Below are 15830 nucleotides of genomic sequence, written 5' to 3'. Positions count from 1 at the left end.
ATATTATATAGTAAAATATATTTTATGGATTTGTTTTTCATGATTTTACATGAAGATACTATTGATCAAACTTTTTTATTACCTATATATATTAGAAAATTAATTCCATAAAATTATGTTTGTTTTTTTATTGAGAAACTGGTGGATTGTGTTGAAATACTAGAACAACTAAAAGAAGTAATAGATCTAAGTTAAAAAACAAAAAAAAGTAATAAAAAAAATGTTCTAGTCAAAAAATAATAATTATTGATCACGACAAACTATGATTTTCGCACATTCTCCTTCTTTTTCATGTTTCTATGAAAAATTAGTTATATTATTAATTATATAGTATATTATTATAGTTGGAAAATTTTTTTTATTTTTTTATCCAACATGTCACATTTATATTTATTTAGAAAAAAATATGCATTGAGTCTTTTTTGGAGGAAAAAAATTAATGTCTAATTTGGAACAAGCAGAAAGAATTAAAAATTTAACAAAAGATCATCATAATTGGATGAAAAATAGTTTAAACTTAATTGCTAGTGAAAATATTACTAGTAGAGCTGTTAGAGAAGCTGTTGCTTCTGATTTATCCCACAGATATGCTGAAGGTTTACCTGGTGAACGTTTATATGAGGGTTGTGATTATATTGATGCTATTGAAGAAGAAACTATAGCTTTATCTAAAAAGTTATACGATGCTGAACATGTAAATGTTCAACCTACTTCTGGTGTTGTTGCTAACCTTGCAAGTTTCTTTGCTTTAACAAAACCTGGGGATTTATTAATGTCTATTAATGTTCCTGAGGGTGGACATATTAGTCATGCTAGTGTTAGTGCTGCAGGTATTCGTGGTTTAAAAATTTCATCTGTTCCAATGGATGATTCTATAATGAATGTTGATATTGATAAAACTTTATCAAAAATTAGGGAAAAAGAACCTAAAGCTATTGTTCTTGGTGGTAGTTTATTTTTATTCCCTCAACCTGTTAGTGAAGTAGCAGATGTTGCTAAAGAAGTTGGTGCTAAAATCATCTATGATGCTGCTCATGTTTTAGGTTTAATTGCTGGTAAAAGATTCCAGGATCCTGTTAAAGAGGGTGCTGACATAGTTACTGGTAGTACACATAAGACTTTCCCTGGACCTCAGGGTGGTATTATTCTTTGTAAGGAAGAAATTGGTAGAAAAGTTGATAACTGTGTTTTCCCTGGTGTTGTAAGTAATCATCATCTTCATCATATGGCTGCTTTAGGTGTTGCTACTGCTGAAATGTTAGAGTTTGGTAAGGATTATGCTAATCAAACTATTAGTAATGCTAAAGCTTTAGCTCAAGCTTTATATGAAAGAGGATTCAATGTTTTATGTGAAGATCAAGGATTTACTGAATCACATCAAGTTGCTATGGATGTAGCTAAACTTGGTGATGTATCTAAAATGGCTAAAACTTTACAATATAATAACATTATATTAAATAAAAATTTACTTCCATGGGATGATGTAAATGATAGTGATAATCCATCTGGTATTAGAATGGGTACTCAAGAATTAACACATCGTGGATTTAAAGAAGATGAAATGGATCAAGTTGCAGAATTCATTAAACAAGTTGTTATGGATAAAAAAGATGTTAAAGAAGATGTAACTGAGTTTATGCAAGACTACACAACTGTTCATTATGCATTTGATGAAGGTTGTGAAGGTTATGATTATATTGAATTTTAGTTGATTTTTTGGAAAATATTCCCTTTATGGAATATTTCTTTTTTTATTTTATTGTTCTGGGGGGAGTGTTTGTGGATGTTATTGGTTTTAGTTCAAGAGTAATGAAATATGTTTTATTATTATTTGTGGATGTTGTTCTTTTTTTAGTTTTTGTTTCTATTTTTGGTGGTATAACTGTTCCATCATTTGTTGTAGCATTTATTATTGTTTTATTGTTATCTTTTTTTAATGGATTGTTATGGCCGATTTTATCATATATTTCGCTACGATTTTTAGTTGTTACTTTTGGTTTTGGTACCTTTATTTTTGATGGATTTATTTTATGGATTTTAGACATGTTTATTCCAGGTGTTTCCATTGGGGGTATGTCTTTATTTACAATTCCACTTCTTATTGCTATTATTAATTCTTTTGTATCGATTGTTTTAGATATTCATGAGGATTCACTCTATTATAGTAGTATTTTAAAGAAGGAATTACAAAATTCTAGGGGTATTCGTGATAAGGATGGTTTTATCTTCCTTGAAATTGATGGTTTAGCAAAAGATATTCTTGTTGAAGCTATTGAAAAGGGGGATATGCCTACTTTAAAAAGTTGGATTGATGAGGGTTCTCATATTCTTACTTCTTGGGAGACTGATCTTTCTAGTCAAACTGGTGCTTCTCAGGCTGGTATTTTACATGGTAATAATAAAGATATTCCAGCTTTCAGATGGGTTGAAAAGGAAAATAATAATAGAATTGTTTCTTCTAATGGTTTTTCTGATTCTACTTATATTGAAAATCATATATCTAATGGTAGGGGTTTGCTCTCATTTAATGGAGCCAGTAGGTCTAATCTCTTTTCAGGGGATGCTAGTGATTATATTTTAACATTCAGTAAGTTTGCAAGTAAAAGATCTCTTCTTACAACTACATGGTATTATTTGTATTCTAATCCATATTTTATTACTAGAATTATTGTGTTGTTTATGGGGGATGTTTGTTTAGAATTATTTTCTCGTATTCGTCAGTTTGTTTGTAGTGTTTATCCAAGACTTCGTAGAAATTTATCGTATTTTGTTGCTAGAGCTGGAGCTAATGTTGTTATGCGTGAGGCTACTACCATTTCTCTTATTGGTGATATTTTCAGTGGTAAATATAATGTGATTTATGCTACATATATGGGTTATGATGAAATTGCTCATCACTCTGGTATTCGTGATTGGGATGCTTTTTATGCTTTGAATCATCTTGATAAGCAGTTTAGGCAGTTAAATCGAAGTATTTATGAATCTGGTAATAATTATCATTTGGTTGTTTTATCTGATCATGGTCAGTCAGGGGGACCTACATTTAAGCAGAAGTTTGGTTATACTTTGGAAGATTTAGTTAGTAGAAATCTTCCTAGTAATATTACTGTTCATAGTATTCTTCATTCTAATGATGATCATTTCTATGAATCTCTTGGTCTTAAAAAATATAGGGGTAATAAAGATAGGATTGATGATACTATTGAGGGAATTAAATTTTGTATTAGGGATATTAAGGAGAAAAATTCCTTTAAAACTTTAAAAAAGAGGTATTCTATTATTGATTCAGATATGCCTGTTTTTGATAAGCTTAGAACTTTAACTGAAGAAGTTAGTAGTGATTTTAAATTATATGATGATATTATTACATCTAATAAGACTGCTCAAAGTATTGTTCTAGCATCAGGTAATCTTGGATTGATTTATTTTACTGATTGGTCTGTAAGATTAACTTATGAACAGATTGAGGATGCTTTTCCAGGACTTTTATCTAGCCTTGCATCTCATAATGGTATTGGTTTTATCATGGTTAAATCAGCAGTTTATGGTTCTATTGTTTTATGTGATGATAGTATTTATTATCTTGATGAGGATAAATATGAAGGTAGGCCCTTTTTAGATAAATTTGGTGATAATGTGGCTAATCACTTAAGACGTACTGATTCCTTTGAACATGTTCCAGATATACTTGTTAATAGTAGTTATGATGAGGATACTGGTGAGGTTTATGCTTTTGAGGAATTAATTGGTAGTCATGGTGGTGTTGGTGGCCTACAACAGGAACCTTTTATTTTATATCCTAGTTGTTGGAAGTTGAATAATAAAATTGTTGGTGCAGAAAATCTTCATAAATTCTTTAAAAATGAGATGTTGAAATTTTGGGATGATGATTAATTATCCTAAAATTCTTTTTATTTCTTTTGGTATATCTTCTACTTTGTAGAGTGTTGTTATATTCTCTATTGTTTCTAATTTTTTTGTATTTTGGGCATCTATTTGTCTTATGTAGAGCTTTATTTGTTTATCTGTATTTATTGCATGGTAAGGACATGTTTCTTTACATTTTTTACAGCTTATGCATTTTATTGTATTTATTTCTGGGGGTATTATTGCATTTGTTGGACAACTTCGTTGGGCAGGGCAGGGGGTGCATTTTTTACATTTTTCTTTGTCTATGTATGGTGGTATTGTTGTTGTTATATGTCCTTGTTTTTGGTCTACTGGTACTACTATTAGAGGTATTTCTCCTTTTCCTGATTGTGCTGCTATGTTTGTTATTAGTGTGTCTGCTATTGCATGTACTATTTTTGCTGTTGTATTTGCTGTTGTGGGACTGATTATTATTATATCATATTTATTATGTGTTAGTTTTCCTGATAAAGGGTAGCTGTATTGTTGTTGTTTGTCTGTTATTAGTTGATTTTCTTTGTTTTTTTCTATTATTTCTTCTATGTTTTTTGTGTAGCCATATAGTTTTAGTACTTCCTTTGCTGCTTTTGATGTTACGATTGTTATTTGGTTATTTTCTGATAGTTTTTCTAGTGTTTTTATACTTTCTTTTAGTAGGTGTCCTGCTCCTGTTATTGCCCATAATATTTTCATTTAATCATCTACTTTTTAGTGTTATTTTTGTTATTTCTGGAGTACAATTTATTCGTATCCAGAATGCATTTGTGCCCACACCACGACTTGTGTATTGTGTTAAATTTTCTATTTGATACTTTCCTATTGGGTATTTTATGAAATTTTTACCTCTTATTGGTGTTCCAATGTGGGGTAGTGTTATTTGTCCTCCATGACTATGTCCTGATAGTTGTAGTATGAATTGTGGGAGTTTACTTGTTGTATCTGCAAAGTCTGGTTCATGTGCTAGCATTATAGCTGGCGTATTTTTTTCTAGTTTTTCCTTTACCTTTTCTATATCGTCTTTATGTAATGTTATACTGTCTACTCCTGCTATTTGCAGTGTTTTATTTTGTTTTTGTAGTGGATAGACATCATTTTCAAGATTTATTATATTTGCATTGTTTAGAGCTTCTTTTACTTTTTTTGCATCCATCCAGTGGTCATGATTTCCAAGTACTGATATTGTTTTGTCCTTTGGATTGAGTTTTTTAAGGCTTGTTTCCAGTTCTTTGAGGTAATTTTTTGTTTGATATGATAGATAGTCTCCTGTTAGTAGTATTGTATCTGGATTTTGGTTGTTTGTTAATTGAACTATTCCATCTAGTTTTGTTTTGTTTATCCATTGGCCCAGATGTATATCTGTTAGGTGGACTAGGGTGTAGTTGTTGAATTTTTTAGGTATTCGTCTGTCTTTTATTGTTAGGTGTTCTATTGTAAATGCATCTGGATTAAATGTTCCCATATTTAGTTTGTTGCGGGTTGTGTTCATTGCTGTTTGTATTTTACTTTTTGCTTGTATTGTTGTTTTTTGTGTGTTTATTTTGGGTTTATTAAATTTCATGTTTTATTCTTTACTTTTTTTTTGATTGTTTATGTATTATGTTATTTTTATTATTTTTAATTTTGTTTTTTGTCTTATTTTGTATTTTTTTATGGTTTTTGGGAATAGTTCTATTATGTATCTTGTATTATTTTTTTGTGGTATATGTATTTTATTTGGTTTTAGTGTTGTTATTTCTTGTAGCTGTTGTTTTTTATCTAGATATATTATATCTATTTCTACTTTCATGAAAAAAGTGTGTATTGTGGAGTAGTATCTATTTTCATACTTTTGTTTGTAGAGTAGTCCATTGAATTTTTTTTGTAGCATTAGGCCCTTCAATCGTTTTATATAATTTGATGCATAGTTTATATTTATACTTTGTATAGTATTTTTATTATATATTAATAGTTTGTACATATTTTTATTATTTTATTTATTGTTTTTACATAGTTTATATTTATTTATAATTTTTTTACATAATATTTTTGTAGTGTTTGTGGCTTGAGAAAGTATTTTTGTTGCTTTGTCAATGAAATTTAAAAGAAATATTAAATATTTAGTAATGAAATATAATATATTATATTTAACAAGTTTTTTTTTAAATAAAAAAATTAGACTGGGCATAAAATAACTTTAATAAGCTATGATTAATTTATTTTAACTTGAAATAGAGGTGTACTAATGCGTAATATAAAAATAGAAAAGGCAGTACAAAGACCAATAGAACAAAATGAGATAGAAGTAGTAGAAAGAAAAGGTATAGGTCATCCAGACAGTATAAGTGATGGGATTGCAGAAGCAGTAAGTAGAGTATTATCACAGACATACAAAGAAAAAGCAGGGCACGTTTTACACCATAATACTGATGAAGTTCAAATAACTGCTGGTGAATCAGATCCTAAATTTGGTGGAGGACAAATAATAAAACCTATACAAATTCTACTTACAGGAAGAGCAGCAAATGAATTTACACTACCAAGTGGAGAAACAAAAAAGATTGGTGTGGATACAATAGCTATAGAAGCTGCAAAAAAATTCCTCCAAGATACTATTATAAATCTTGATGTTGAATATGGAACAGTAGTAGAATGTAAAATAGGTCAAGGTTCTGCAGATTTACGTGATGTTTTCCAAAGACCAAATACAATACCATCCTCAAATGACACATCATTTGGAGTAGGATATGCACCATTTTCACAAACAGAAAATCTTGTACTTAAAACAGAGGAATTACTAAATAGTAAAGACTTTAAAAAACAATATCCATTTGTAGGAGAAGATATAAAAGTAATGGGTTTACGTGAAAAAGAAGATATCACCCTTACTATTGCAGCAGCATTTGTATCTAAATATGTTGATGATGTAGATGCATACCTTAATATGAAAGATGAACTTAAAAATATTGTAAATGACTTAGCAGCAAAAGAAACAGATCTTTCAGTTAAAACATTAATAAATACTGCTGATGATGAAACTAAGAAAGATGAATCTGGTTACTACTTAACAGTAACAGGAACAAGTGCAGAAATGGGGGATGATGGTTCTGTAGGAAGAGGAAACAGAGCAAATGGTTTAATCACACCAAATAGGCCAATGTCCATGGAAGCAACATCTGGTAAAAATCCAATAAATCACGTTGGAAAGATATATAACTTATTATCCAATGAAATTACAAGAGAAGTAGTAAGTGATGTTGAAGGTGTAAAAAGTATAGATATGATTATATTAAGTCAAATAGGAAAACCTATAGATCAACCAAGAACAGCAACAGCACATATTCAAACAGAAGAAGGATATTCAATTAATGATGTAGAAGAAGATGTAACAAGAATCATAAATAAATGGTTAGAAAACATTACAGACATTAAAGAATTTATGTTAGAAGGAAAATTAAGAACCTTCTAAACTTCTTCTTTTTTAACACTATTTTTACTTAGAAATCCAAGCATTAATTTATAGAATATTTTACATGGCATCTTTTTAATAAAACTACATGGTATACTTGGATGATATTCATGATTTATTAAGTCATTTTCAACCCAGAAATCATGATCACATGGTATGTGATTGTTATAAGCCATTGCCCTCCACATATTATACATAAACAATGCATTCATTGAGGGACTTTTTAATTTTTTAGATTCTATACTATTGTAGAATTTAAGTGTTGTTTTATCAATCTTTTCTTTAATATTAAGTGGAAGATATCCATTTGTATCATGCACATCAATAAGACATAACTTAAATCTTTCATTAAATCCCCAGTTACGTAGTGTTTCATCAAGAAACTTTCCAACCTTTTTATGGCCCATACCAGCAGTGGTGGAAATAATAAGTGCTTTTTTTGTAAAGAATTCAGGTCTATGATAAAGATATGCAACATGATCAATGAAGTTTTTAAGAAGTGCTGTTATATGCAGTGCATAAACAGGACTTGTAATAATAAGCCCATCACATTCTCGTATCTTATCTACAATAGGTCCAATTTTATCACTATCAGGACAACTGTCTTCTCCATTTTCAAAACAACTAAAACATCCTCTACAATATGGTATATTTTCATCAATTAATTCTACATGTGTAAAAGTTGTATTTGTATCGGTGGTACTTAATGTATTTTTTACTCTAGTTACAATTTCCCATGTATGTCCATGTCTTGGACTACCATTAATAATTAAATATTTCAAATTAAAAACATCCTTGTTATGTTGTTGTATATATTTTTATATATTTTTATTAAAATATTGGTGTGATGTATTTGAAAACCTAATATATTAATTGTTAGTAATGACAAATATATAAATGAATATAATGTTATAAAATATAACAGTATAAATTAAGGGAATCTATTCATTAATAAAAACCATAAACTCTATGAATAATTCCATAAAAAACTATAAAGGAGATACTGTATGCCAATAGATGAGGTAGAACAGGGGTATAATAAGGATTTAGAAAAGAAAATACAATCATTTTGGCAAGAAAATGATATATATAATAAAACAAGTAAACAAAGAGAAAACAGACCAAAATATTCATTTCTTGATGGACCGCCATACTGTAGTGGAAGAATACATCTTGGAACAGCATGGAATAAAACCATTAAAGACTCTTTTTTAAGATATAAAAGTATGAATGGATACTCTTTAAGAAGACAAGCAGGATGGGATACTCATGGTCTTCCAATAGAACATAAGGTGGAAGAATTACTTGATATTAAAAGTAAACAAGAAATAGAAGAAAAGTATGGTATAGATAACTTTGTAGAAAAATGTAAAGAATTTGCAATTAAAAACAAAGAAGATATGACTCAACAATTTAAGCAAATGGGTGTGTGGATGGACTGGCAAGATCCATATGTAACATATGATAATGGATATATGGAATCTTGTTGGTGGACATTAAAACAAGCAGATAAAAGGGACTTGTTAACACAGGATAAACGTGTAATAACATGGTGTCCACATTGTCAAACAGCACTTGCAAATGCAGAAATTGAGTATGGTGATAAACAAGATCCATCAATCTATGTAAAATTCAAACTTAAAAAACAAGAATATGATATACCATCATATGTACTCATATGGACAACAACACCATGGACAATACCAGCAAACCTGGCTGTAAGTATTCATCCAGACTTTGATTATAGTTATGTAAAAGTACATAATGATAAACTTGATTCTGATGAAATATTTATAGTAGCAGATGCACTTATAGAATCAATATTTGGTGAGACTGAAAAAACAATTCTAAAAACTCTAAAAGGAGAAACACTTAAAGGACTTGAATATATTCATCCATTAAGTCAAAACATACCATACCAATCAACTCATAATCATAAAATAATACTTGGTACTCATGTAACACTAGAGGAAGGTACAGGATGTGTACATACAGCACCAGGTCATGGTCCAGAGGACTATGAAGTAGGTGTAAAAAATGGATTAGAACCATTCTGTCCAGTAGGGGAAGATGGATGTTACACCTCTGATGCAGGAGTGTATGAAGGATTAGAAATACATGAAGCAAATGATAGAATAACTCATGAATTAGAACATGCAAATGCTCTACTTAACTATGGAACAATAGATCATAGAGTAGGTTTCTGTTGGAGATGTAAAACACCAATTATCTACATTGCAACAAAACAATGGTTTATTAAAGTAACACAAATTAAAGATCAAATGCTTGAACAAGTAGATTCTGTAGAATGGGTACCATCATGGGCTGGAGAAAGTAGATTCAGAAATTGGGTTGAAAATGCTAGAGATTGGACTATATCCAGACAAAGATATTGGGGAATACCTCTTCCAATATGGACATGTTCTGATTGTGGTAGTAAAGTAGTAATCGGTTCAAAAGAAGAACTTAAAACATTATCTGGTGATGATACACTAGAAGGTGACTTTGTACACAGACCACATGTTGATAATATAACAATACCATGTGAATGTGGAAGTACAATGCATAGAGTACCTGATGTATTAGATGTATGGATAGATTCGGGAGTTGCAGGATGGGCAGCACTTCATTATCCACAAAACCCATCAGAAAACTTCGATGAATGGTTCCCATATGACTTTATAACAGAAGGACATGACCAGACAAGAGGATGGTTCTATTCACAACTAGGTCTTGGAGTAGCAGCATTTGGAAAAGCACCATATAAAAAGGTTTTAATGCATGGATTTACCCTTGATGAAGATGGTAAGAAAATGAGTAAATCCCTTGGAAATGTTGTAAGTCCAGAGGAAGTAATAGAAAAATATGGGGCAGATGTACTAAGATTCTATTTACTTGATGCAAATAAACCATGGGATGATCTTAAATTCCACTGGGATGAAGTACAAAATTCATCAAAACTATTTAACATACTATGGAATGTATACTACTTTGCAACAACATATATGAGCTTGGATAACTTTAATCCAACAAAACATAATAGGGATGACTTAATATTCCGTGAAGAAGATTTATGGATTGAATCACGTATAAATTCATTGATTAAATCTGTGGGTGAAGATATAGAATCACTAGTATTTAACAGAGCAACAGAAAAAATAACAGACTTCATACTAGAAGACTTAAGTCGTTGGTATGTAAGACTTATACGTGGAAGAACATGGGTAGAAAGTGATGATCCTGATAAATTAGGAGCATACTACACATTATACTACACTCTTAAAAACTTAATAATGGTACTTGCACCAATATCACCTCATGTAACAGAAGAAATCTATCAAAACCTCGTAAGAGGAGTTGAGGAAGATGCACCAGAGAGTGTGCACATGCTTGACTGGACATATTCTAGTGAAAAAATCGATACAAAACTAGAAGAAAATATGAAATACATAAGAGATATATTAGAGGCAAGTGCTCATGCAAGGGATGTTGCAAGATTTAAACTAAGATGGCCTGTACAAAATATAACAGTAGTGACTGAAGATGATGGTGTAAAAGAAGCAATATCCTCACTTAAAAGTGTACTTTTAGAACAAGCAAATACTAAGGATATAATAATAGAATCACAACTAGAAAATGCAATAATAATTGCAAAACCAAATATGTCAATACTAGGACCAAAACTTAGGGGAGATCTTGGAAGAGTTAAAAAATACTTTGAATCTGATGATGTTGATGGTGCTAAAGTACAACAACAACTACAAGAAAATGGTGAATATGTAGTAACACTAGGTGATAAGGATATAACACTTGTTGAAGAGGAAATACTCTTTGAAAAAGAAGTACCAGAAAATCTTGTAAGTTGTGACTTTGAAAATGGAAGTGTATATGTAAATACAGAACTAACACCAGAAATCTACTCAGAAGCAATGGCAAGGGAACTTATTCGTCGTATACAGGATATGCGTAAAGATTTAGATTTAAATGTGGAAGCAAATATTCATGTAACAGTAGAATGTAGTAATGACTTTAAAGATGCAGTAATTGCTCATCAAGAATATATTTCAAATGAAGTACGTACTGATAAACTAGAATTTGAAACTATTGTTGATGATGGGTATGTAAAAGAATGGAAAATAGAAGAAGAACAACTTAAAATATTAATAAAAGAATAAAAAAATTTATAGGTTGTATGAGTTTATGGTTTTAACAGATGATGAATTAAAATATATAGAAGAAGTATTAGGAAGAAAGCCTAATGAATTAGAATTGGGAATGATGGATGTAATGTTTTCAGAACATTGTTCCTATAAAAGTAGTAAACCCATTCTTAGAAACTTCCCAACAGATGGGCCTGATGTAATATTAGGTCCGGGGGATGATGCAGGAATAGTAAGTCTAACTGATGAATATGCTCTGGCTATAGGTATGGAAAGTCATAATCATCCATCTGCAGTAGAACCGTATGGTGGTGCAGGAACTGGAATTGGTGGAATAGTAAGAGATATTATAAGTATGGGTGCAAAACCAGTGGTACTTCTTGATGCACTTAGATTTGGACATATGTCAAATCAACGATCAAAATACATATTTGATTATGTTGTTAAAGGAATTTCAGACTATGGTAATAGAATAGGAGTACCAACAGTTGGTGGAGAAATAGAATTTGATGATAACTTCCAATATAATCCAATGGTAAATGTTGTCTGTGCTGGACTTGTAAAAAAAGATGAAATAGTATATGGAAGTGCACCAATAGTAGGAGATGTGTATCTTCTTATGGGTGGAACAACTGGTCGTGATGGAATACATGGTGTAACATTTGCATCTGAAGAATTAACAAGTAATTCTGAAGTAGAGGATAGGCCAGCAGTACAAGTTGCAGATCCATTTACTAAAAAACGTGTAATGGAAGCAACATATGAACTACTTGAAACACTTGATATTCATGGAGTAAAAGATCTAGGTGGAGGAGGACTTACCTGTTGTCTATCAGAAATGGCAGATAAGGGTGGTAATGGTTCATTAATTGACTTGAATAAAATACCTCTACGAGAAGAAAACATGACACCATATGAAATCATGTTATCAGAATCACAAGAACGTATGGTATTTGCAATAGATTCATCTGATGTAGAAAAGGCATTTGAAATATGTAAAAAACATGACCTTGCCCATGCAATAATTGGAAATATTATTGATAAAAGAGAATTTATTATAAAAGATGATGAAGAAGAAATATGTCATGCACCAAATATTCTCTTTACAGAAGCACCAATAATAGAAAGAGAAGCAAAAGAGCCAGAAAAAATAATAGAAGATGTAGAAATACCTGAAGTTGATGTAGAAGAGGCATTATATAAATTATTATCATCTGAAAATATTACAAGTAAAGAATGGGTATATAGTCAGTATGATCATGAGGTACAACTAAGAACAATAGTAAAACCAGGTGATGATGCAGCAGTAATAAAAGTAGATGATGAAACATCATTTACAATAGGTACTGACTGTAACAGTACACATGTACTATTAAATCCATATGATGGAGCAGCATCAGCAGTACTTGAATCAATAAACAATGCAATAAGTATGGGTGCAAGACCAATAGCATTAGTCGATTGTTTAAACTTTGGAAATCCAGAAAAACCAGAAGTGTTCTGGCAATTTAAAGAAGCTGTAAGTGGTATGAGTGATGTTGCAGGTAAATTTAACACACCATTTATAAGTGGAAATGTAAGTTTCTACAATGAAACAGAAGGAGTAACAGTAAATCCATCACCAATAGTTGGAACTGTAGGTGTAGTTGAAAATACTAAGATTAAAACAATGACATTAAAAGATGATGGTGATGTTATATTGGTGGTGGGAAATACCTATCCTGAACTTGATGGTTCACAGTACTACAAACATATACATAACGTGGTACAAGGTTATCCACCAAAAATAAGATTAGAAGAAAATTATAATGTATCAACCACAATTGAGAAATTAATTCCTAAATATAACGATAACATAACCTCAGTACATGATATATCAAAAGGAGGACTTATAATAGCATTGGCTCTAATGAGTATTAAATCTAAAAAAGGAGTAAATGTTAATATAAGTAACATACCATCTACAACAGAATTATCACAAGATGATAAATTATATTCTGAATCAAATAGTAGGTTTATTATAACAGTAAAAGAAGATGCACTTACTACTATAGAAGAAGCATTATCTAAAAATAACGTAGCATACTCTGTTATAGGTAGTGTATGTAGTGATGGATTCAAAATATCTAATGACAATGATGTACTGGTAGATTGTAGTGTTGAAAAAATAACTAAAGAAAATACAACAACAATAGAAAAACAAATGGCATAACATTAAGGAGTATATTCTATGAATGTTTTATGGTATTATGTAATTGGATTTATAGTAGTATGGATACTGGCATTTCTACTAAAGGATAAATTCAACATAACCATGGAAGGAATAGTTTTAATGCTTAAAACTGAGAGACTAAAGGGAGTACTTGATAGAATTGCAAATAGATGTCCACGTCTGTGGAAGGCCTACTTGAATATTGGAATGCCTATTGGAATCTTCTTTCTAATATTGATGGTAATAACACTTATATGGTCACTGCAATTGATGTTTAAGACACCAACAGTTTCTCTAATACTTCCAGGGGTTGATATTCCAGGTTCTCCCATATACATACCCTTTACAACGGGACTTGTTGCCCTTGCAACAGTACTTGTAATACATGAGGGAGGTCATGGAATACTTGCAAGGGTTGAGGGAATATCAATAGATTCTGTAGGTTTACTACTACTTGCAATAATACCTGGAGCATTTGTAGAACCAAATCCTGATGAACTTGAAAGGGCAAATGGAATAAGTAAACTACGGGTGTATTTTGCAGGACCAATGTTTAATTTAGGTTTATGTTTAATAGCACTAGTAATTACTGCTGGTATTGGTGGTTTTCTAGCATCAGAAAATATTTATACAACAGATGGTATGGAGATAAGTAGTGTGGTGGCAGGAAGTCCCTCTCAATCAATACTCTCTGAAGGTATGGTTATACACAAGATTAATGGTGATGTTGTAACTAATACTTCATCATATACAAGGGCGTTGAGTGGTATGCATATTGGTGATAATTTATCCATTACAACAGATACTGGAACATATAATATAACTGCTAGTCAAAGTCCTAATAATAGTTCAAAATCCTATATTGGTATTAGAGCAAAACAGCATGAAATAATTGAACCAGTGGCTAAAAAGAAGTATGGAACGTTATTGCCATTAGTGTTATCTAAATTAGAGGAAATATTTTATCTAATATTTTTCCTAAACTTTGCTGTGGGAACATTTAATCTTCTTCCAATGAAACCATTAGATGGTGGATTAATCTTAGAAGAAATACTTAAAATGAAGATACGTCCTGATAGGAGATTGGAATTCAATCAAACATTGAATAAATACACTAAGTTTCTCCCTGGTTGTATTAGATGTTGGATAAGTAGAAGATTTAATTGGATATTAAATTTCATATCACACCATGAGTTGAATGATAATACAGTAGAACACATAACTAGGTATATAAGCAGTCTTTTTATTGTGATACTTGTAGTACTTATTATTTATGGAATGGTACCTGGAATACTGAAAATGTTCTAGTGTACTTTTTATTTTATATTTTTTAATAACTTTTTTTTATAGATTTTTATAGTTTAAATTTAAGTTTATGGCCATACTTATTTTTTTAGTTAAAAAAATACTTTGAATAAATATATATTGATTAATTGATATATATAGAATTATTATTCAAAGAATGTTAAATAAGCATTAATATTTTTTGAATAAGTCTTTAAAATCAGAAGTGATAACTTATGAGAAATCAGAAATCAGTTATTTTTGTCATGACTCTCATGGTTTTACTTATTGGATTAACTGCAATTAGTGCAGCAGATACAGGTAATAATACAGCTAGTTCTGTTATATCTGATAATACAATCAGTGCAGATACAACTAGTGTAGGTAGTATTGCAAGTACTGTTTCTGATACTAAAACAGTGAAGTCAGAAGCAAAAACAATAACTAAAACTAATAGTGAAAAATTAGTAAGTGACACAACTAAAAAAACTATTAAGTCTAATATGAAAAATACTAAAAAAACAAATAGTGAAATAACAGTAAATAATGATAACTTTGATACATATTTCACAAGTAATGGTTTTACAGATGAAGTACAAACAGGTTCTAAAATAAACTTTGGAACAAATATAACACGTAACAACCATTCATATGTACTAAACAAACAAGTAACAATAGATGGAAAAGGCAATACATTAAGCCTTAATACAATCTCTGGTAGTTACTATGGTAATGAAACAGGTAGTGCTTTCATAATAGATCTTGGAGCTAGTGGAACACAATTATCCAATCTTAACTTCTACAACACACAAGTATTTGT

At 30.4% G+C, this 15830-nt stretch carries 11 protein-coding genes; 7 read left to right on the top strand and 4 right to left on the bottom strand.

All coding sequences use genetic code 11. The features are described from left to right. Positions 1-439: 439 nt before the first annotated feature. Both glyA and A9758_RS00090 read left to right on the top strand, forming a co-directional pair. Positions 440-1708, top strand: a complete 1269-nt coding sequence (glyA, locus tag A9758_RS00095) for a serine hydroxymethyltransferase (RefSeq protein WP_011407044.1) — start codon at positions 440-442, stop codon at positions 1706-1708. Between the two features lie 26 nt (positions 1709-1734). After that, a complete protein-coding gene (locus A9758_RS00090; protein ID WP_112149757.1) occupies positions 1735-3894 on the top strand; it encodes a phage holin family protein in 2160 nt (719 codons plus the stop codon). Here the strand turns inward: A9758_RS00090 and A9758_RS00085 are convergent, their stop codons facing one another. Genes A9758_RS00085 through A9758_RS00075 form a run of 3 tightly spaced genes read right to left on the bottom strand, consistent with a single transcriptional unit; the run spans position 3895 to position 5866 of the window. Beyond that, positions 3895-4602: a flavoprotein gene (locus A9758_RS00085; protein WP_011407042.1), complete on the bottom strand. Its 708-nt coding sequence runs from the start codon at positions 4600-4602 to the stop codon at positions 3895-3897. A gap of 4 nt (positions 4603-4606) precedes the next feature. After that, entirely contained in the window at positions 4607-5467 is an 861-nt protein-coding gene (locus A9758_RS00080) for a metallophosphoesterase (RefSeq protein ID WP_011407041.1), read from the bottom strand. 36 nt (positions 5468-5503) lie between these two features. Continuing rightward, on the bottom strand, positions 5504-5866 hold the full coding sequence (locus tag A9758_RS00075) for a DUF192 domain-containing protein (protein WP_048059773.1): 363 nt from the start codon (positions 5864-5866) through the stop codon (positions 5504-5506). Between the two features lie 264 nt (positions 5867-6130). Here A9758_RS00075 and A9758_RS00070 point away from each other — a divergent pair, with 264 nt between their 5' ends. Beyond that, entirely contained in the window at positions 6131-7354 is a 1224-nt protein-coding gene (locus A9758_RS00070; RefSeq protein WP_011407039.1) for a methionine adenosyltransferase, read from the top strand. Here A9758_RS00070 and A9758_RS00065 read toward each other — a convergent pair. After that, a complete protein-coding gene (locus tag A9758_RS00065; RefSeq protein ID WP_011407038.1) occupies positions 7351-8136 on the bottom strand; it encodes an NAD(P)H-dependent oxidoreductase in 786 nt (261 codons plus the stop codon). The two genes, A9758_RS00070 and A9758_RS00065, sit on opposite strands and share 4 nt — an antisense overlap. 225 nt (positions 8137-8361) lie before the next feature. Here A9758_RS00065 and ileS point away from each other — a divergent pair, with 225 nt between their 5' ends. The 4 genes from ileS to A9758_RS00045 all read left to right on the top strand — a co-directional run. Further along, complete coding sequence (gene ileS, locus A9758_RS00060) at positions 8362-11529, top strand: isoleucine--tRNA ligase (protein ID WP_011407037.1); 3168 nt, start codon at positions 8362-8364, stop codon at positions 11527-11529. 13 nt (positions 11530-11542) lie between these two features. Continuing rightward, a complete protein-coding gene (purL, locus tag A9758_RS00055; protein ID WP_332069688.1) occupies positions 11543-13726 on the top strand; it encodes a phosphoribosylformylglycinamidine synthase subunit PurL in 2184 nt (727 codons plus the stop codon). A gap of 18 nt (positions 13727-13744) precedes the next feature. Next, positions 13745-15034: a site-2 protease family protein gene (locus A9758_RS00050; RefSeq protein ID WP_011407035.1), complete on the top strand. Its 1290-nt coding sequence runs from the start codon at positions 13745-13747 to the stop codon at positions 15032-15034. A gap of 212 nt (positions 15035-15246) precedes the next feature. Then, positions 15247-15830 (top strand): hypothetical protein (locus tag A9758_RS00045; RefSeq protein WP_143740845.1); only part of this gene is annotated, 584 nt, incomplete at its 3' end.

It is taken from the genome of Methanosphaera sp. A6 (genome assembly GCF_001729395.1).
GTDB lineage: Archaea > Methanobacteriota > Methanobacteria > Methanobacteriales > Methanobacteriaceae > Methanosphaera > Methanosphaera stadtmanae.
This window is presented reverse-complemented; position numbering and strand designations above follow the sequence as displayed.

Excerpts from the sequence above, each read along its gene's own strand:
- glyA (WP_011407044.1), top strand. The coding sequence starts at position 440 with ATGTCTAATTTGGAACAAGCAGAAAGAATTAAAAATTTAACAAAAGAT.
- A9758_RS00090 (WP_112149757.1), top strand. The coding sequence starts at position 1,735 with ATGGAATATTTCTTTTTTTATTTTATTGTTCTGGGGGGAGTGTTTGTG.
- A9758_RS00085 (WP_011407042.1), bottom strand. The coding sequence starts at position 4,602 with ATGAAAATATTATGGGCAATAACAGGAGCAGGACACCTACTAAAAGAA.
- A9758_RS00080 (WP_011407041.1), bottom strand. The coding sequence starts at position 5,467 with ATGAAATTTAATAAACCCAAAATAAACACACAAAAAACAACAATACAA.
- A9758_RS00075 (WP_048059773.1), bottom strand. The coding sequence starts at position 5,866 with ATGTACAAACTATTAATATATAATAAAAATACTATACAAAGTATAAAT.
- A9758_RS00070 (WP_011407039.1), top strand. The coding sequence starts at position 6,131 with ATGCGTAATATAAAAATAGAAAAGGCAGTACAAAGACCAATAGAACAA.
- ileS (WP_011407037.1), top strand. The coding sequence starts at position 8,362 with ATGCCAATAGATGAGGTAGAACAGGGGTATAATAAGGATTTAGAAAAG.
- A9758_RS00050 (WP_011407035.1), top strand. The coding sequence starts at position 13,745 with ATGAATGTTTTATGGTATTATGTAATTGGATTTATAGTAGTATGGATA.